Consider the following 20,291-nt stretch of genomic DNA (forward strand, 5'->3'; position numbering starts at 1 on the left):
AGCTTCTGCCTTGATCTTTGTTAGCTGTGTCGCCGCCTGCTCCTGCGGTGTCAAACCAGCTACTTCCTCGTAATCATGGTTCGAGAACTCCGCGGTCCCCATCGACATCTGCACACCGACCATCAGGTCCATCCCTTCGCCGAGTTTAGGGGTAATAGCCGCGCGTACCATGTTCGCGAAACCGCCGAATCCGGGATCGGTTACGTCAAGCGAACCGCCTGCCTTTGAGCTTGCACCCGGTGCATGAAGGGCGAACGATGCAAAGAAGAGATCGTTACCGGCAAAGAATGTTGCCGCTGTAGCTTCACCGTATCCCATACCGACTGCCCCGCCAGACTGACTAAGGCCTACGGCCGGAGCGGAGTAATGCGTAAGGTTTACTGAGGCAAGGGTAGCGGCGCTGTTTTCGAACATCCTGTGGTTCTTAACCGCACCTGTATTGTAAAGCTCCAGGCCTGTAGCGGAGCCATGCGCGTCGGTAGCCGCAAGTGAAAATCCTGCCTGAATTCCGCCGAGGTTCCTTGAATGTACCACTTTTATGACGCTAGAGAGGTTCTCGGTTGCAAAACCCCAGTTCTCCCCTATTCGTCCGCCGAGCCAAAGCACGGCTTCATCCGGCATCTCGACTACACCGCGTTCTTCGAAGTATGCGGCATCGTCTAACGCGAGTTTATGTTCTTCATGCGGTTTCCCCTGTATGAAGCGCGCCTTCACGATTGCTGAAAGATTCGCAACCGCAGGGAGCGAAATCCCGTCATCCTCTATGAGAGCGGAAGAAGCCTGTGTCATACCCCCCAATTTGAAAGACCTTCCGAAAGCGTTCAGCCTGGGTACAGTCTGGAAATGGCATGAATGACAGCCAACGCCTACCTGGCGCGCGAAAGAGGGAACAGCTTCGGCGCTTTTTGGTGCAAACAGTGTGCCCACAAAGGCAACCGCCGCTACCAGCGCGATGGTAAATATTTTTTTCATGATAATCGAATCTCCTCGAATTTTTTTATATTGATTTTTGGCTAATATGTTTGAAAAGCCAGAATATGCTGTTTACTCCACCACCTCCCCATATGTTCTGCAGTTAATGACGATTTATAACCACCCCTAATTAACTATACGAACCGCCTAAATAGTAGCAACATGAATGACTTATGTCAATGTTATGATATTTTCTGTAAATATCCTTTACACCTTGAAAAATAGGAAGAAAATCAGCTCTCCGAATATCGAGCCTTGAAGCGTTTTGTCTCTCTTGCGTCGGGCCACATGACGAGAATGGTCCCAAAACACATTATCCAGCCCCCTATCCAGAGCCAAACGACAAGCGGATTGACATGTACCTTGAAAGATGCGGATTCATCAGAATTGATCGCGCCCAAGATCAGGTAAAGATCCTCCTTTAGCGATGAAAGTATTGCCACTTCCGAATTCGGCTGGTTTTGGTTCTTGTAAAAATTCTTCTCGGGGCGCATAAAGCCGAGTTTTTTGCCGTTCTTTTCGATCAACATTGTGGCGGCAACTTCGTCCTTTGTAGGCTTCGGCTTAGTATGGGTATACCCGTAATAGGTAAGCGTGTAATCGCTAATGGTGTACGATTCCCCCTCCTTAACGGTAAACTCCTTTACCTCGTTATACTCCGACCCGGCAAAACCGAAAAAGAGGCAAACCATACCTGCGTGAATGATATAGCCGCCGTAGCGCCTCTTGTTCCTGGCAATGAGGTTATAGACAAGTTTCAAAATATTTTTTTCGCCCGTCATAGCCCCTCTCGCGCTTATACCCCGTGCAAACTCCAGGACAATGGTCGATAGCACAAAGAACGAAGCTGTGAAAAAGAGCCATGCGGTGATGTTCCTCTGCCCTAGCGCGATCAGCAGACCGCCGGCGACTATGGAGACTATCGTAGGAATTAGAAAATTCTTCTGCAGTCTGGCGAGTGTAGCCTGTCTCCACGGTATCAGCGGGCACAATCCTGTCAGCACCAAGAGCGCAAAACCTATTGGAACCATGACCTTGTTGAAGAACGGAGGGCCGACTGTGATCTTCGTACCGGTAACGGCTTCCGAGATCATCGGGAAGATGGTCCCCCAAAAAACGGCAAAGCCGGAGCCGAGGAGCATCAGATTGTTGAAGAGGAAGCTCGATTCGCGTGAAACCATCGAGTCAAGCTGGTTCTCCGACCTGAGAAGCTCCAGCTTCGAGGATATCAGATACACCGAGAATGCTATGATGATGAAGAGAAACGCAAGGAAGTAGTAGCCGACCGTCGTCTCTCCGAAAGAGTGCACTGAAGAAATCAATCCGGACCTCGTGATGAACGTCCCGAAGATCGTCAACGCGAATGTTACCGCGATGAGGCTCACGTTCCAGACCTTCAGCATATCCCTCTTCTCCTGGATCATCACCGAATGGAGAAACGCGGTGCCGACAAGCCACGGCATGAAGGAGGCGTTCTCTACCGGATCCCATGCCCAGTAGCCACCCCATCCAAGCTCCACATATGCCCAGTTTGCGCCGAAAAGATTTCCAAGGCCAAGGAAGAACCATGCGAATACCGTCCATCGGCGCGTCGATCTTATCCAGACGTCCCCCAGCTGGTTGGAAATAAGCGCGGCCATGGCGAACGCGTACGGGACGGTGAACGCGACAAACCCTATATAAAGGGTGGGCGGATGGAAGACCATTCCGGGATTCTGCAACATCGGGTTGAGTCCGTAACCGTCGGCCGGAATCCCCTGGAGCTTCTCAAAAACCGGCGATGCATACACCATCAACATGTTAAAAAGTACAAGCGTTGCGGAGATAATGGAGACAACGTACGGCAGCAGTTTTCTGTTATGAATCCTGTTCTGGAAAATTACTATTGCACCGAATCCGGCAAGCATCCACGCCCAAAGGAGGAGCGACCCTTTCTGCCCCGCCCAAAACGCAGAGAACAGATAGAAGGGGTGGAGATCCGTACTTGTGTAGTTGTAAACGTATTTCAGCGAATAATCATGCGTCAGGATAGCCCGCATAAGCGCCCAGGCGGCTACCGAGAGGAGAACGAACATCGCCATGATGCCGTTCTGCGCGCTCTTTATCATCACCTGGTTGTCGGTCTTCCCGCCGTACCATGAAACAGCGGTAACATATACCGAAGTAACAAGGGACAGGACCAAGGCTATCTCACCCAGTTCAACCATTATTCACCGCCATGTTTATGTTGCTCAGGATTCCTTCTCCATTTCCGAGGCCTCGTACTTGGAGGGACAGCTCGTCAAAAGCGTATGCGCCTTGAAAACACCCTCCTTTACATCAAAATAACCCTGTACAACCACGTCAATATCGTCCGAAAACATGTCCGGTATCGTGCCACGGTATGAAACCGGAATCGAATTTTTATCGTCTTTTATCTGGAATTTCGCTCCGAGGTTGTCGGCGGCGATGTTGATGGTTCCCGCCTCAACATGCCCCTCCATTCGGAACTCGTTACCGCTCTTCATCTCTGAGGATGCCAAAGCCTCCGAAACGGTAAGGTAGTATACCGATGTCTCTTTTATCCCGGCGTACACCAGATAGCCTATCGCTCCAACGACGACTAACGATGCGATCAGGAATTTTTTCCCGCTGTTTTTCATGATGCCGAACACAACTCCCGAGCTATAAAATGCCTCTCAAATTTAAAACAAAATAACGACTAAATATACCATGCCCCGGTTTGTGCGCCAACCCTACTATTGAGACAACCGAAATATCTTGTATTTCGAGGGGGAGCGACAAATTTACAGAAAACCCGCTTTTTATGCAGCAATTGGAATATCTGAAGATTTATCTCCAAATCCGTTTATTTAATTAAAAAAGGTACATAATGAACAGAAATAGGTAATTTGTGGGGAACTTGCTGTTTCTACATGATGTATCCTTTTGTGTGAAATATTTTTCTTTTCCCGCTCAACACTCCGTCAATAGGCAAAATTATTGAAATTGTGTTGATAACTTTTATCTTTTGAAATATTTACAAATAAAAGCACATTAAAAAACAATTATTTGGCGCAAGTCATTGATATCATACAGGCATTTTGTTGGTTATTTTATAGTCAAAATGGAAATAAAGGCATTTTCTTTGGGTTATTTAACGGTTTTTCTACCTTTCCCACAGGTTATCCACAGATTTTGTGGAAAAGCCAAATGTGTTACATTGCCTCTATTGTGACAAAATATTTTTAAATTTTTCTTGACCACATCGGATTCATTGAAGTATATTTACTTTAGAAATTAAAGTACTTTACATACATAGGAAAACAGATGGACTCAAAAAAAGCGCTAGACGATATCAAATACATAAAAGAGATCATGAGTGACGCCAAAACAGCTACACACCATTTTGGAAAATTCTACATGGTTTGGGCGGGCGCAGTTATCCTCGGCATGACGGTTCAGCTCTCTCTCATCCATCACAACATCAATTCCCCTGTCGCTTCCATTACATGCTGGCTATTTTTTATGGGATCCGCGCTACTCTGGGATATTAGGGAATCAAAAAAGCTGAAGGCAAACGCGCCGTCCAAGACCTTCGTAAACAGGATGCTTGAATCCATCTGGGTATCATGTCTCGCCGCCATACTAACCTCCCTCTTTATCATGCCTCTCGTAACAAATGGAGAGTTCATATATGGAACCGCGGTCATATGCCTGATACTCGGGATTGGGCACTACATCACAGGTGTTCTCGCAGGTTACCGGGTATTGAAGTTTATCGGAATCGCGTGGTGGGTATCGTTCATACCTATACTGTTGCTTATCAAAGACGGTGAGCTGTTCCAAATGGCAGTCCTCTTTGCTTTTCTCATGTTCCTTCTTCAATTCATCCCCGGTCTTTTACAGTCATGGTCGGCAAAAACTGAAAACAACAGATCGAATAAAGAACAGGATGTGGATAGCAATTCCACAAGCGCCCTGGAGAACGTTTTCTATATTAAAAAATTGCTGGACGATACCAGGAAAGCAACTCTAAATTTCGGAGCCTATTACATCTTTTGGAGCATTCTCATCGTTGTAGCCATTGCAGTGGAATTTACTATTTCAGCCAACATCTTCGCTTCACTGGATCTCGACCCCGTAACTGAAGGATCGATGCAAAAGGCATACCCCCATTTGATAACCCCTCTGGCCGTCTCATGGCTGACATTTATCGGGATGGGAACCCTTTGGAGCATACGACGCGCAAGATCCCTGCGGGGAACTAGACATGATGGAACTTTTGCAAACAAACTGGTCGGATACACATGGTTTTCAGTATTTTTTTCGGTTTCCATAGCGTTATTCCTTTTTCCGATACTGCTGAAAGGGGATTTTCCGTTTAGTGCGGGGATAATCGCCCTTTTATATGGCATCGGGCACTACATAAACGGCGAACTTTGCGAATCAACACTTCTTAAACGAACCGGCATCGGCTGGTGGGCCTATTCAATCGTTCTGACCGCATTAGGGAATACCGGGCTGGCGATTTATTTAGGCCTGCTGTTTGCCTTGGGACTGATAGTTTTCCAACTCATACCGGGATTCATACTATACAAGCAACTTGATAAATCGGAACAGGCGTTATGACGGACTTCGATTACCAGAAAATAAACGAGCTTATCCACTCACGGATACGGCTTGCCATCATGTCTGTGCTTATAAACCTGGAAGAAGCCGATTTCACCTTCCTGAAACAAAAAGTAAATACCACAGACGGAAACCTGAGCATTCATCTTTCAAAGCTCGAAAACGCGGGATACATCAGCGTAAACAAAATCTTTGAGGATAAAAAGCCCCGCTCGCTTTACAGGATAACCAAAAAAGGGAGAGACGATTTCGAGGCCTATATCGAACATCTTGAGGAGATTATTAAAGCCGGTTCTATAGAGGAGTCTTAATGAAAATGATCCATATCGGTACCTTTAAACGAATTTTTATTTGCATAACAGGCATTAGAGGAGGAAATGTGTAATGGAGATACTTACTGCTATTGTGGATTCAGTTGCTTCGGCTTTTCAGCGAGGCGGCCCGGTCATGTACGTTATTCTCATGGTATCAATATACACGACCGCTCTTTGCATCGAAAGATGGCTGCATTACCGCAGGCATCATCGCTTGCTGAAATTCGAAAATAACAACATGGCGGCACAGCTAAAGGAGGCGCTCGCTTCAGAAAAGATCATGGAAGGGGAAGCTGATACACCCGCCAGGAGAATTGCCTTTCAGGCATTCCGGCACCAAACCATTTCCAAAGAAGAGCTTTCAGACAAGATCAAGGCATGCTTCCTGTTTGAAACAGAAAAGATGGAAAAGAACCTTAATACAATTTCCGTTTCGGCTTCACTTCTCCCTATGCTCGGCCTGCTCGGCACCGTTGTCGGCATGGTAACCGCCTTCGACGCGATCGCGCAGTACGGTACTGGCGACCCGCGCATGGTGGCCGACGGAATTTCACAGGCGCTCCTTACCACGGAGGCGGGTCTCATCTCGTCAATACCGCTCCACTTTCTCCACCATAATCTGAGCGGAAAAGCGGATAACCTCATCAGGCGTCTGGACGAATACAGCTCCGCCATTCTCCACATCGTTACTGAAAGGGGATAGCCACATGTATTACGTTAAAAAAATACGCCCTACTCCGGAAGTTCAGCTCGCACCGCTGATAGATATGGTTTTCCTTCTCCTCATATTTTTTATGGTCGCGACGATATTTCCGGATGACACCGGGATAGAGGTGCAAAAACCGCAATCCGCAACGGCTACAAAACTGCCGAAGGAAAACCTCCTGTTCCTCATCAGCCAGAACGGCGACATATGGTTCTCCGGTAAAAAGGTGGAACTGATAGAGATAAGCAAGATCGTCCAGTCCGAGCTTGAAGTTCAACCCGGTGTGATGGTGCTTGTCGACGTGGATAAAAAGGCTGAAACGGACAGCCTTATAAAATTCCTGGACGAAGCAAGAAAAGGGGGGGCAAAAAATCTGGCGATTGGGACAAAGGAAAAACAGAAAGAAAAAACCGCCAAAAATCGAAAATTTAAAAAGGGAGAGGCGACCAAAGGTTGAGCCTCAAATAAAAATATGATTTACGAAAGAGAAGACCAATTTTTATCATACGGGCTTTCGTTTATTGCCAACTTCATGCTTTTCACCCTGATGGCGGCGATGTCCTTTCAGCCGAAACCGGTTGAACTCCAGATGGACCCCGTGCCGATCTCCATTATGAGCCTGCCGCAGGAAGAGGAAAAAGCGGTCGAAGAGGAAAAAGAGGAGGAGCCTCCTCCACCTCCGCCTGAAGAGATTCCTGCCGATAAGCCTGAGGATATCCCGAAGGAAGAGCCAAAGGAGGAACCCAAAGAGCCGACCCCTCCACCTCCGCCGAAGGCAGTTCCACTGCATAAGCTTACGACAATGCCGGGATTCGCAAGAAGAGTGGAGCCTGTATATCCTGAATCACTACGGGTTGCCGGTATCCAGGGGCAGGTACTTGTGGAAGTATACATATCCGCACAGGGGGCCATTATGCAGATAAACGTTCTGAAATCCGATAACGAAGAGTTTTCCGAGGCTGTAAAACGGGCGATTATGTCCAGCTCCTTTATTACTGGGAGGCAGGACGGCAAACCTGTTCCCGTAAAGGTGCAGATCCCTTTCACATTCAAACTGAACTAAAGGAGCGAGGAGGAATTATGAACCGGTCTAAATTTTTTACAAAAACCCAGTTTCCATTTTACGGGAGGTTTATATGAACAGATTATTGACTGGAATTTTGGTCGTCATTTTTTCCATCGGCATGACTGCCACATTCTCGCTAGCTGGTGAGGCTCGTACAATATCCGGCACAGTTTTCCAAAAGGGGGAAAAGCGGCCGTTGTCCGGTATAACTGTTTATGTTGAAGAGAATGATGAAATTTCCGCCACTACCGGGAGCGACGGAAAGTTTTCCCTGACCCTTCCTGAGGATGGCGAATACAACGTCTCCGCCGTGGGCGTCGGCTTTGAAAAGCCTGCACCCGTTAAGATCAAAATTGACGAGACAAATTCATACACGCTCAATGTCTTTCTCGTCCCAGCGACAGCCACCATGAACGAAATAATTGTCACTGCCGAGCGGAACCGCGACCGCGTAAGCAAGATCATCATTACAGGTAAAACACTAGAGATAGTTCCCGGCGCAGGCGGCGATCCGCTCAAGGCTATCACCAAACTACCCGGCATCACCTCTACAGCTTCAATGGCAGAATCCGGCGCGGGTGGATTCGGCCCGGCCATCAGAGGAACATCGCCGGAGGATAACCAGTACTATGTCGACAATTTCGGCATTGATTACCTTTTCCACATGGGGGGGATGATAAGCATCTTCAACGCCGACCTGGTGGAGGATTTTAACCTCTTCGCCGCCGCATACAGTTCGGAATTCGGTGACGGGATAGGGGGCGTAATAGATGTGAAACTACGCGAACCGCGAACCGACAGGATGGGGTACAAGCTCCAGATGGGGATGTTCGAATCGGATTTCCTCGTGGAAGGTCCGCTGAATGAAAACCAATCATTCTATGTTGCAGCACGCAGAAGCTACATTGACCTTGTCCTTCCAAAGACAGGAACGATTGATGAAAGTGTCGACTACACCATCTTTCCCCAATTCTGGGACTATCAGACAAAATACGTCTGGCGGATGAGCGAAAGAAACAAATTAACCTTTTCTTTAATCGGCGTGCAGGATGAAATAGGGATCTACATAAAAGAGGGGAGCGACGCCGCGAAGACCGAGCCTGCCTTTACAGGAACTCTTTCAAGCAAAAATACCGCGCATGTACAGTTCGGCACCCTGGAAACAAGATTGTCGCCTACTTTATTTAACAAACTTACATTCGGGGTCAGCCAGTCCATATTTCAGACATTATCGGACAACATCGGCAGTGTTAAAGGAACTGGCAACTATTATTGGTTTAAGGAACAAGTGACCTGGAAGCCAAACCAAGCACACGACATCCTTACAGGTATCGAATACGGAAAAGGAGAAACCGACCTTAATCTCGACATGCAATTCTCATTTCCAACCGATTGGGATCCCAACTTTGATCTGACTGGCGCGACCCGCAAGACATATATAGACAAATTCAGTTCCTGGGGCGAAACCTTTTACATCAAGGATCGCTGGAAAGTCACCGATAACGCCACGCTGATTTTGGGCGGCAGGCAAACATACAGCGAATATTTCGAAAGTACCACTGCCGAGCCGAGACTCGCCTTCGAATATGACCTTAACGAATCAACACTCCTTACAGCCGGATGGGGCAAGTATCACCAAGAGCCGGAGGGACCGCAGATAATTGACGTATGGGGAAATCCCGAGCTTGATTACATGCATGCCGAGCACACAGTCGCGGGTATCGAAAAAGAGATTGGAAACGACTGGTCTCTAAAAGCGGAGGTCTACTATAAATCATTAAGCGACCTGGTTATCCCCGATCCGGAACCAGATCCAGCAAAAAATAAGAACTATATTCATGGAGGGTCGGGAACAGCGACCGGAGTGGAAATGCTCGCGCGAAAAAGAGATGACGGGAAATGGTTCGGCTGGGTATCGCTTTCCTATTCGGAATCTAAAAGGAAGAACGACTACAGCGGTGAAGAACTCGATTTCAAGGCGGACCAGCCTGTTATCGCGAACCTTGTCTACTCCCGCAAACTTTCAAACGCCTGGACGGTCGGCACAAGCTGGCGGTATCAGACAGGTTCGCCATACACGCCGGTCACTGGAGCTACTCTCGTAGATGCCGGTACGCCGAACGAAAGGTACCGCCCTATCTACGGTGAACTGAACTCAGAGCGTACGCCCGACTTTCATCAGCTCGACGTGAGAATAGACAGGGACTGGCTCTATGACACATGGAAATATGGGATATATTTTGACCTTACGAACGTCTACTTCAGGGAGAACGTCGCCGGATATACATATAACCCCGACTACTCCGAAAGGACGGCCGTTCCGCCGGTTGTGATGCCGATGTCCTTCGGCATAAAAGCGGAGTTTTAAGTGTAACTTTTCCACGCTGGCAAAATCGTTCCGGCTGTAGTTTAATTAATTCGATTAAACGACAGTCCGGAACGGTTCAAACGCTCACAATGGGGTTCAAGGAGATTTGAAATGCGTAAATTTGATGGGGCATATTTACTTCTTATTATCTTTTCCTTCTTGGTTCCGCACCAAGCTGGCGGTGAAGAATCGCATTCAATCTCCGGTACTGTCTGGCAAAAAGGGGAGAAGCGCGCTATCCCTGGAATCTCCGTTTATATTGAAAGCGATGACGACATCTCTACCACCACGGATGAAAAGGGGAATTTCACACTCCCTCTACCGGGTAAAGGTGAATATTCCGTCTTCGCTGTCGGGATAGGTTATAAAAAACCTGACGCGGTAAAAGTTAAAATCGAAGCTGGAACCGTAATGCCGGGAGCACTGAACATATATCTCCTTCCTGAAAAATTCACCATGCAGGAGTACATTGTACGTGGCGAGAGGAACAAGGAGCGTATTTCAAAAACCGTTATCACGGGGAGGACGCTTGAAAGAGTTCCTGGAACATCGGGTGACCCTTTGAAAGCGATCCAGGCGCTCCCCGGGATCAGCTCAGGCAACGATGCCAGCGGTAGCCCCGCAATCAGGGGTTCATCACCGCAGGACAATCTTTATTATGTCGATTTTCTTCCGGTCAGCTACCTCTTCCATATGGGCGGTCTCGTTAGCGTATTCAATGCCGATCTTGTTGATGACTTCAATCTTTTCGCATCGGCATTTGGCCCGGAGTATGGCGACGGCCTTGGCGCTGTAATAGACGTCAAACTCCGCGAACCGCGCAAGGATAGGTTCGGCACAAAACTTCAGATGAGCCTTTTTGAATCGGACGTCGTCGTCGAAGGACCGGTAAAGGAAAACCAGTCGTTCCTGCTTAGCGCACGGAGAAGCTACATGGACTTGGTAATTCCGAAATCAATGCTTGGCAACGAAGATGCCGAGATCACCACCTTTCCGCAGTATTGGGACTACCAGGGGAAATATCTCTGGAAAATCTCCAACGATACCGATCTATCTTTTCAAGTGAACGGGTCGAACGATAAACTCGCCATACAACTGAAGCCCGGGTCGGATATGGCCCAAATGCAGCCCGAGATGGTAGGCGAATTTTCCATGACCAACGGCTACCATAGCCAAGGGGTTGTCATCACTTCTAGGCTCTCGCCAACTTTTGTCAACAAGAGCGCAATCTCGCATATACGCATCGGCTCGACCCAAAATGTCGCAAAGATCGGAAATGCCACCTTCACTGAAGACTACTACCTGGCGAAGGAACGCCTGGTCTGGACGCCGAATGAAAGACATTCGGCAATGGCTGACCTGGAGTTGGCATATGACGTGGTGGATCTCGCTTTTGCCGCCAAATTCAAAAGCCAGAACCAGTTTGACCCCAACTTTGATCCGCATACGATCGACAAAAGGGAATTCAGTGGAGTTATATACTCTAAATATTATGCTCTGGCTTTGAAGGACAGATGGAAGATCACCGACAAGATGATCCTTATTCCTGGAATCAGAAACACGCATAATACATATCTTGAAGATTCATTTGCAGAGCCGAAACTCGGCATTGAATACGACCTTACAGATTCAACGCTCCTGACAGCCGGGTGGGGGAAGTACCACCAGATGCCGGGCGGCAACAATATGATCGATGGGCTAGGCAATCCGGACATCAATTCGCTGAAAGGGGAACACACGGTACTCGGCATCGAACAAAAGATGGAGAACGGGTGGTCCGTGAAATCCGAAATCTATTACAAAACATTCTCCGAAGTCATAGTACCCGACACCGACCCAAATCCGCTGACAAATAAAAATGTTATCAACGGCGGCTCGGGAACATCAAAAGGGATAGAGATGCTTATCAAGAAAAACGAAACGGAGAACTGGGAGGGGTGGATAGCTTTGTCATACCTTCGCTCCGACCGGACGAACGACTACACCGGAACGAAAATTAACTTCGATTACGACCAGCCGGTCATGCTCAATTTTGTCTACTCGTATAACTTCCGTAACGGGTGGGAGTTCGGCGCGCGATGGGCGTACCAGTCGGGCCAGCCTTTCACGCCAGTTATCGGAACATGCACCGCGGCTGACGGCCTAACCTGCACCACCCCTGACGACACACGCATGCGCCCCATTTACGGCGAGGTTAATTCCGAGAGGCTTCCCGATTATCACCGTCTCGATCTAAGGTTCGACCGCGACTGGATTTACGACACCTGGAAGCTCGGCCTCTTCTTCGAATTCATCAACGCGTATAATAAGGAAAATATCGCCGGCTATCAGTACAACCCGGACTACACCGAAAAAACGCCAATACCTCAGCTGCCATTCATGCCGGGGTTCGGACTGAAAGCGGAGTTCTGAACGTGAAAGAGAAGGAGCGCAAGGATCTTTTCGGCTCGGACATCGCGAACAAATACGAATCGCAGATGCAGCGTTCCCTTCCCGGGCGCAACGATCTTTACGAAATTATCGCGGCATACTTCCACGAAACGCTCTCCGAAGTAGGGCGGATACTCGTCGTCGGAGCCGGAGGGGGAAAGGAGATACTCCATTTCAAAAGGTTCAACCCGAAGTGGGAAATAACCGGCATCGATCCTTCATTGGACATGATCGAGACCGCTAGAGAAAGCCTACGCTCAAACAACATCTCCGCCGAACTTCATCACTGCTACCTGGAGGATCTTCCTGCCGGGGACCCCTTCGACGCGGCAACATCCATACTCGTCTCCCACTTCATCAGAACATATGAAGAAAAACTTGAGAGCCTCTGGGAGATATCAGCAAGACTGAAATCGGGGGGGCCGTTCGTAATGGTGAGCCTCTACGGCAACAACAACGACGCGGAGTACAAGTTCATCCAGAAGGTGTGGCACAGGTACATGCTTGCAAAAGGCATTGAGCACGACGATCTGGAAGAACACAAGAATAAAAGGGAAGAGCATATCTTCCCGGTATCGGACGGCACACACAGGGAACTTCTCGCAGAGGCCGGGTTTACGGACATAATCGAATTTTTCAGCGCCTTCCACTTCAAGGGGTGGTTCGCCAAAAAAAAATAACGAAGGTCTGATTGGATATTGTGGTCGTCTGGCTTTGGTGGCGTAGACTTTAGTCTGCGCGCGTCCGTTAGGACGCGATTCCCACTCTTCATCGATTTGCCAGAAGGGAATGCTTGCCCCTTTGGGGCAACCGCAGACTGAAGTCTACGCTACCATAACCGGAGAGGCCCAAGTCTGTGCTACTGGATTAGAGATTGCCGTGCTACAAGAAGAAGAGGAAACATCAACCCCCGGTGATGCCCCGCTTCGAGTTGCCTATGAAATCTATGATCCTCTTTATCACACCGTTGCTGTCATCTAGCTTTTTCAGCTCTTCGACCGCGGAAGATGTAGAGAGTCCCGACTGGAAAAGTACTTTGAAAGCGCGCCGGATATTGTCGCGCGCCTCCTTTGAAAAACCTTTTCTCTTAAGGCCTATCGCGTTTGTCGTGCGTATCTTCGCCGGAGAGCCTTCCACCATCATGAACGGGACCACGTCCTGAACTATCCTCGACATCCCGCCGACCATCGCGTACGCCCCTATCCTTACATGCTGATGTATGCCGACCTCCGCACTGATGATGGCGAACTCCTCAATCGTAACGTGACCAGCTACCCCCGAAAGCGTAGTGTAAATTACGTCGTTATGGAAATCGCAGTCGTGCGCTATATGGCTGTTGCTCATTATCATGCAGCGGTCGCCTATCGAAGTAACGCCGTTCTCGTACATCCCGCGGTGGATGGTCACCAGCTCATGTATCCAGACGTCCTTCCCTATCACCACAAGCGAGGGGACCTCTTTCCAGTTGAGCATCTGCGGATCCCCCCCTAGAACAGTATGCGTCCCTACGCGCGTCCTTTCGCCAAGACGGCAATGGTCGATCGAAGCGTGCGGAGCGATCTTGCATCCCGCCGCTATCTCCACGTTTCCGCCGATGATGGCGTATGCCCCTATCTCTGCGGACGAATCTATTTTTGCCTTCGGATCTATTATCGCTGTCGGATGTATCGCCATCTATTCTATGGTCTGAAGCGCCGCCTGGATGTCGGCCTTGCAGACCACCTTTCCGTCGACCGTTCCGACACACTCAAGCCACCAGAGGTAGCCGCGCCTTCTGCTCACCGTGACCTCCAGCACAAGAACGTCCCCCGGCCTTACCGGAGCCTTGAATCGCGCCTTCTCCACGCCGGCAAAGAGCGGAAGTATCTTTCCCCCAGCACCTTCCTCGCTCTTCACCGCGAGGCATGTCGCCGCCTGCGCCATAGCTTCAAGTATCATTACCCCCGGCATTATCGGATTGCCAGGGAAGTGCCCGGGGAAATGCGGCTCGTTCATGCTCACCATCTTGATGGCCTTGATGTACTCCCCCTTTTTTATCTCCAGAACCCTGTCGACCAGCAGGAACGGATAACGGTGCGGAAGCGCCGCCATTATCTCTTCGATATTCATAACCATCGATCAATCTCCTTCATTGTCATCTGCTTTTTCAAGTTTCCTCACTTTTCTGATAAGCTCCGGCAGTTTCAGCATACTCGCCGCGCTCCTTCTCCACTGCATGATCGGGATCGCCGGCAGTCCCGCATATATCCCCGGCTTGTCCATATCGCCTATCACGCCCGACTGCGCCGCGAATATGAAGCCGTCCCCTATCGTAATATGATCGGCGAATCCTACCTGCCCGCCGGTCATCGTCCCGCGCCCTATTCTTGTCGAACCGGCTATACCGTTCTGCCCCGCTATAAGCGACCGCTCGCCGATTGATACGTTGTGCGCGACATGAACAAGATTGTCGAGCTTTACGCCGCTCTCTATCACCGTCTCATCGAGGAACGCGCGGTCGATGGCGCAGTTCGCGCCGAACTCAACGTCGTCACCTATCCGCACTATCCCTATATGCGGAACCTTTACAGGCTCGCTACTCTCCCCCGCCGTATATTTGAATCCGTCCGACCCGATAACCGTCCCCGCGCCGACGATGCACCTATCCCCCATCACCGTCGCGTGGATAACCTGCGCGCCGGAATGGATCACGCAGTCGTCACCTATCCGGCAACCAGCACCGACGGTCGCGTTCGGATGTATCACGGAATTTTTCCCGATCACCGCGCCTGCTCCGACGAACGCCAGCGGGCCAACGGCGACTCCGTCACCAAGCGTTGCCGTCTTGTCCACGAAGGCTGTTGGGTGAACGCCGCTGTATCCGAATTTTTCTGAATGAAGGATCTTCATAACAGCAACGAAAGCGAGCATCGGCTGTTTAGTTTCGATTGAAGCGATATCTGCGACGGACTCACCCATCCCCTCGCCGACGATAACGGCAGAGGGCTTTTCCCCGCTCTTCCGCTCCAGCGATGATAGAAATTTCCGGTTTTCCACGAAGGTGATATCACCGGTTCCCGCTTTTTCGGCGGATGCGCAACGGGAGATATCGATATTTCCGTCGCCAGTTATCGAGCCCCCGACGGCCTTTGCTATTTCAGAAAGCTTCATCACGATACTTTACTCCGATTTAACCTTTGGACAAAACCGAAATTAAAGTCTCATATTTCGCTCTCCCTCTTCCCGGTAGCATAGACTTTAGTCTGCGTTCGCCCGGTAGCGTAGACTTTAGTCTGCGTTCGCCCGGTAGCGTAGACTTTAGTCTGCGTTCGCCCGGTAGCGCAGACTTTAGTCTGCGTTCGCCCGGTAGCGTAGACTTTTGTCTGCGTTTGCCCCGCAGGGGCAACCATCCTGAAAATACAAACAACAACTGCAAGACTCAAGTCTCGCTCCCCCTTTCCCGGTAGCGCAGACTTTAGTCTGCGTTCGCCCGGTAGCGTAGACTTTAGTCTGCGTTTGCCCCGCAGGGGCAACCATCCTGAAAATACAAACAAGAGCTAGAATACTCAGGTTTACTTTTCCACAACTTCCTGTATCTCCAATAACCAGGGATAATCATCGGGCTTTTCCGCCAAGCCTCCCTTAACAGGGTTGTTCCTGATATATAAACATTTTTCCGCCAACTCTTTTTCGTCCCTGATGATCCTGTCAAACGATTCCGCTTGCCATATTGAGCGTTTCAAGCGTAGCGATGAATTGATTTTCCTTGCGGATTTTCCTTTTATCATTTTCAATATTTCTGAAAGTGAATAATAAACATCATTATATTTTTTAAGCGGCTTAATAATAATATGAGCATGATCATGCATCACAACCGCGCTCGACAAGTCGTAATACTTTTTATGATATTCCAAGATCACCCCGATAACTGCGTCTCTTGCCGATCCATCAAGTTGAATACCCTCCTTTGCGCGAAAGGTAATAAAATATAGCGATTCACCAATCTGCCAGTGAGGGAGATTTCGTCTGGCAATATGTAATTCGTCATTTTTTATCTCTTTTAACGGCTTCACAAGGTTATAAATAACATACATTATTGAAACGATAAAGTTTTATCTAAAGCGGATCCCGAGATGGAAGAATGTTGCCCCTTCGGGGCAATCGCAGACTGAAGTCTGCGCTACCGAACAAACGCAGACTGAAGTCTACGCTACCGAACAAACGCAGACTAAAGTCTACGCTACCGGACAAACGCAGACTGAAGTCTGCGCTACCGGACAAACGCAGACTGAAGTCTGCGCTACCGAACAAACGCAGACTGAAGTCTACGCTATCGAACAAACGCAGACTGAAGTCTGCTCTACCAAAAAAAAGAATAAAAAAAGGCCGCCCCCTTGGAAGGGGGCGGCCCTGAACAATCTTTAAGGCAGAAGCCTTAACTCATGTTACGGAGTTGTTCCAAGTTCGCTGGCCAATACGCCACCGATAACTTCCGGCACAAGACCGGTGATATCCGGCATCGGTCCAACGGTCGGATCGACAAAGGCGTCGAGGGTCGGAACACCGAGAGTAGTAGCTATAGTAATGCCGCTACAATCGGTAGTTGACGCCGCCGCGGAAAGCCTCTTCTCTTTTTCAAGAGCAAGAGCGTAATACTGAGCGGCTGTTGCCGCGTTTTTAACTACAGCTCCGTCAGGTATCGTGAACGCCGGTACCCACCTGATGTCGCCGCCGTCACCGTTCGCCGACCAGCAATCTACCTCGCCACCCTTATCCATATCTACACAGATGCCAGGTATGCCGTGAAGCTCGCCGAAACCGGAGTACTCAAGCACATACTTCTGCTCGCCTGTAGACGCCACATGGGTGTATTCCACCTTGATAGGAGGCTCAAATTTAGCGAATGTTCCATCCGCTTTTTTGAGGCCGGAGAATTTCGACCAGTTGTCGGCACCGGTTTCCCAAGTGTAGTACTCGGAAAGCTCCCATACCTTGTGGGTGCAGACCTGTGTTGCTTCCCAATCACACGCGAGCTGATTCAGGTTTGCGTCGATAGGATCAAACATCGGGCCGGACCAGAAGGAGTTCCAGTCGCCACCGGTTGGAATGGTAATGTCTTTAAGCGTTGCGGCTCCCGTACCAGCATCATTGGTCTGCAACATGTAGTTTGTTCCATCCCACTTGTATGCTATGTAAAGACCTGTAGCGTTACCAATATTGCCCGCGGTAGCAGCCCCTTTTAGATCAGCCAATGTAGCGCCTGGGGTAAAGACTGTCCAATCAGCGTTCCAGGTACCATTAAGCCTCTTTTCAAAGTTGTCGGCATCGTTCCAGGTAGAAGCGGTGAACGATTTCGCCTGATTGTCACCCGCAGCCGCTATCTTTGCAGGGTCTGGACAATCGGTGAAACATGCAAGCGTTGCCGGAACGGTCTGCCCCGGCTCTACCATGACAGCAACGTCGAAAGTTACCACCGTGGTACCTGCGAGGGTAATGTTTGTCATACCACCCGCACCATCGTCCTTTTTAAGCGGTATGCGGCCGTTGCCGTTCAACGATTCAGCCCAGAAATTGAACTCCCAGTCGTTTAGGCCGAATACGACTTCTACCGGAGGATCTATAGGAGTAGGCTGACCGTTATTGTTATAGTCGATGGTTGCAACCTTTACCAACTTAGTGCCGGTCCATTTGACAACATAGTTATTGCAACCCATGTCATTGCACTGGCTCCAGTTGAGCTTTACATCTTTCAATCCATCAAGTGTGTAGGATTTCTTGGTGTGTTTCATCAGCTTACCGCCGCCCTGGAATACGGTGAAATCGGTGGTAGCGGCTGTGGAATCGCCGAATACTTCCTTATTGACCTTATCGCCATGCTGGAGGGCTTCATCGGTACCCTGATTCGGATCCCACATGCCCCAGTAGCCAACATGTCCGTGGACATCGTTACCGGCTGAATCCTGCCAAACGATCGGGAACCCGCTCCTGACCTGGACTGCCGCGCCTGCGGTCTTGCCTGTCGGCGGAGCCTCGGTGTGGAAGAGGGCATAGCGCCATGCCGACTCTGTCATGTTGGCCGTGCCTCTTTCAAGACAGACTTCGCCTGCTGAAGCGCCAGTAAGGCTGGACATCTTCCTCTTGAAATGGGTGGTATTGAAGGCAAGGTCAAGGGCACCCCCTTCAGACATCGAAGAGCCCGCGGTCGCAGGAGTTCCGTCACGTCCCATCCGCTGCAGACACTCGGTTGAAGCAGTTGAAGGGATCGTAAATGTCATTTCCATTCTCGCCTTGCCCTGTCCGTTGCCTGTGAGATTCTTGGAGGTGTCTACATTTCGAAGCAATGTACCTGCCTGATCCATATATCCGCTTCCGCAGACGTTACCCTGACTGTCGGTCTGATCACCGCCGCCTTCACCCTGCATCACATACTGGAGTTCAAGCGTGCCGTTTGCGTTCCTTATAGCCCTGAGGTAACCGGACATTCCTACATTGCCGGAATCATCTTTTTGAATGAAGTTCAGGTTGAAAATACCGAAAGGATTTTTTCCCTTTTCGTAACTTTCATCGATAACGAGCCTTGCTTCAATGTTTCCACCGCCGCCGCCTTTACCGTCATCCTCAATCCAGAACCTTACGTTCTGCGGAGAGGTATTATCCTTTCTGTAGGAAACGACAACCCAGCGCTCATACTCTGTACCACCCTGGCTACCCTGCTGTTGCTGATCGCCGCCACCGCCCTGGCCCTGATCCTTGTTATCCTTGCTTTCGCAAGCGGCATTATCAACGCTTGCGATGTAAGCGCCCTTGTTTGTCATCTCCTGATATCTAAGCTGAGCCATGAAGCAAAGAAGCATGTTTGCTACTTCGAAAGCCTTATCCGAGCTGTCCGAAACGTAGACCTGCTGGTTAGCCTTGGCTACTGCGTATTCAGTATCCGCTCCAAGTGCCGTTGCGGCCTCAAGAACGCCGCCAAAGCCGCCAAGGCCCGGTTTGCCCAGTTCATCTGGAGGATCGATAACCGATACATGCTCCGTGATCCGGAGGTATTCGGTAGCGGTAGCCGCCGCGGCCTCCTCGTCGGTCGCGCCTTCATTGGCTGAACCTTCTATGCCTTCAACAGCGTTTAAGCGCTCGATCAAGGCTGCCTGTTCCTCGGGCGTCAGGTTACACGCCGACAGCATCGGTAACGATGCCAGAAATGCGCCTGCGACGAGGAGATTCATAAGTTTTTTGAACATTATTCGTACCCCAATATAAAGTTAATAAATTAAGTTAACTGCCTCGATAACAATTAAAACTGACTGTGACCATCCATGGTACTGCGATATGAATTATGTAAATGGCTACAGAACCATATTAAAGAAAACCTATATCACCCCTTCCATTTTAAATTTCCAACTTTCACAACTGCCAAAAGGTGGCCACTGCTTCACGATCAGGTAGTGTGGCAAGGAACGTACCAAAATAGTACTGTGCTCCAGAAAATTAATAATCAAATATCCTTCTACAATTAAACACACTTAAAAGGGCTGAAAATAGAAGCCTCCTGCCCTGTTATTTAATATGCTATCACAAAAAATTCTTATCCGGAAAGGTTCGCACCCTAAAAAATGCAGATACTGGATGTATTAAATTCTGCACATCCACCGCAAATTATCATCCATCTTCTGCCTGACGATAACCTGTTAATAAATATGGCTTTTAATGTTATTACTGTACCTTTACCGAACACTATTAAACACCATTTTGAAAATACCATTCCTGTAAAATTGTATAGGAACCGATCCCAAACAGGAATTGCGAGAACAGATTGAGTTAAATAATTAATAAGACTTTACTTGGTAT

At 49.2% G+C, this 20,291-nt stretch carries 17 protein-coding genes; 8 read left to right on the forward strand and 9 right to left on the reverse strand.

Annotated features, from left to right (window positions below; translation table 11 throughout):
- The 3 genes from OEY64_09025 to OEY64_09035 form a co-directional block, all read right to left on the reverse strand.
- A partial coding sequence (locus OEY64_09025; protein MDH5543090.1) for a hypothetical protein occupies positions 1–972 on the reverse strand: 972 nt, incomplete at its 3' end.
- Positions 973–1,205: 233 nt separating this feature from the next.
- Positions 1,206–3,179, reverse strand: coding sequence for a heme lyase CcmF/NrfE family subunit (locus OEY64_09030; protein ID MDH5543091.1), 1,974 nt, complete (start codon positions 3,177–3,179; stop codon positions 1,206–1,208).
- Between the two features lie 24 nt (positions 3,180–3,203).
- Positions 3,204–3,614 carry a cytochrome c maturation protein CcmE gene (locus tag OEY64_09035; GenBank protein MDH5543092.1) on the reverse strand — a complete coding sequence of 137 codons (411 nt, stop codon included), beginning with the start codon at positions 3,612–3,614 and terminating at the stop codon, positions 3,204–3,206.
- Between the two features lie 667 nt (positions 3,615–4,281).
- Here OEY64_09035 and OEY64_09040 point away from each other — a divergent pair.
- The 8 genes from OEY64_09040 (at position 4,282) to OEY64_09075 (ending at position 13,147) form a co-directional block, all read left to right on the forward strand.
- The gene (locus OEY64_09040) at positions 4,282–5,583 is read left to right on the forward strand and encodes a hypothetical protein (GenBank protein ID MDH5543093.1); all 1,302 of its coding nucleotides are present in this window, start codon (positions 4,282–4,284) and stop codon (positions 5,581–5,583) included.
- Positions 5,580–5,894 (forward strand): transcriptional regulator, encoded by a 315-nt coding sequence (locus tag OEY64_09045; protein ID MDH5543094.1) that lies wholly within the window; start codon positions 5,580–5,582, stop codon positions 5,892–5,894. Before OEY64_09040 ends, OEY64_09045 begins: the two co-directional genes overlap by 4 nt.
- Before the next feature lie 73 nt (positions 5,895–5,967).
- Positions 5,968–6,600, forward strand: a complete 633-nt coding sequence (locus OEY64_09050; GenBank protein MDH5543095.1) for a MotA/TolQ/ExbB proton channel family protein — start codon at positions 5,968–5,970, stop codon at positions 6,598–6,600.
- 4 nt (positions 6,601–6,604) lie between these two features.
- Positions 6,605–7,060, forward strand: coding sequence for a biopolymer transporter ExbD (locus OEY64_09055; protein ID MDH5543096.1), 456 nt, complete (start codon positions 6,605–6,607; stop codon positions 7,058–7,060).
- Between the two features lie 15 nt (positions 7,061–7,075).
- Complete coding sequence (locus OEY64_09060) at positions 7,076–7,666, forward strand: energy transducer TonB (protein ID MDH5543097.1); 591 nt, start codon at positions 7,076–7,078, stop codon at positions 7,664–7,666.
- A 73-nt stretch (positions 7,667–7,739) separates the two neighbouring features.
- Positions 7,740–10,037, forward strand: a complete 2,298-nt coding sequence (locus tag OEY64_09065; GenBank protein MDH5543098.1) for a TonB-dependent receptor — start codon at positions 7,740–7,742, stop codon at positions 10,035–10,037.
- Positions 10,038–10,148: 111 nt separating this feature from the next.
- A complete protein-coding gene (locus OEY64_09070) occupies positions 10,149–12,449 on the forward strand; it encodes a TonB-dependent receptor (GenBank protein ID MDH5543099.1) in 2,301 nt (766 codons plus the stop codon).
- A gap of 2 nt (positions 12,450–12,451) precedes the next feature.
- Positions 12,452–13,147: a class I SAM-dependent methyltransferase gene (locus tag OEY64_09075; GenBank protein ID MDH5543100.1), complete on the forward strand. Its 696-nt coding sequence runs from the start codon at positions 12,452–12,454 to the stop codon at positions 13,145–13,147.
- Between the two features lie 223 nt (positions 13,148–13,370).
- On the opposite strand, the gene lpxA is transcribed toward OEY64_09075, so the two are convergent.
- The 6 genes from lpxA to OEY64_09105 all read right to left on the reverse strand — a co-directional run bounded on the left by lpxA (position 13,371) and on the right by OEY64_09105 (position 19,684).
- Positions 13,371–14,141, reverse strand: a complete 771-nt coding sequence (gene lpxA / locus OEY64_09080) for an acyl-ACP--UDP-N-acetylglucosamine O-acyltransferase (GenBank protein ID MDH5543101.1) — start codon at positions 14,139–14,141, stop codon at positions 13,371–13,373.
- A complete protein-coding gene (fabZ, locus tag OEY64_09085; GenBank protein ID MDH5543102.1) occupies positions 14,142–14,582 on the reverse strand; it encodes a 3-hydroxyacyl-ACP dehydratase FabZ in 441 nt (146 codons plus the stop codon).
- A gap of 3 nt (positions 14,583–14,585) precedes the next feature.
- Positions 14,586–15,617, reverse strand: coding sequence for a UDP-3-O-(3-hydroxymyristoyl)glucosamine N-acyltransferase (lpxD, locus tag OEY64_09090; protein ID MDH5543103.1), 1,032 nt, complete (start codon positions 15,615–15,617; stop codon positions 14,586–14,588).
- A gap of 50 nt (positions 15,618–15,667) precedes the next feature.
- Complete coding sequence (locus tag OEY64_09095; GenBank protein MDH5543104.1) at positions 15,668–15,889, reverse strand: hypothetical protein; 222 nt, start codon at positions 15,887–15,889, stop codon at positions 15,668–15,670.
- Between the two features lie 129 nt (positions 15,890–16,018).
- A complete protein-coding gene (locus OEY64_09100) occupies positions 16,019–16,519 on the reverse strand; it encodes a transposase (protein ID MDH5543105.1) in 501 nt (166 codons plus the stop codon).
- Positions 16,520–16,891: 372 nt separating this feature from the next.
- Positions 16,892–19,684: a hypothetical protein gene (locus OEY64_09105; GenBank protein MDH5543106.1), complete on the reverse strand. Its 2,793-nt coding sequence runs from the start codon at positions 19,682–19,684 to the stop codon at positions 16,892–16,894.
- Between the last annotated feature and the right edge of the window lie 607 nt (positions 19,685–20,291).

This window comes from Nitrospinota bacterium, from assembly GCA_029881495.1.
In the GTDB taxonomy this organism is placed as follows: domain Bacteria; phylum Nitrospinota_A; class UBA7883; order JACRGQ01; family JACRGQ01; genus JAOUMJ01.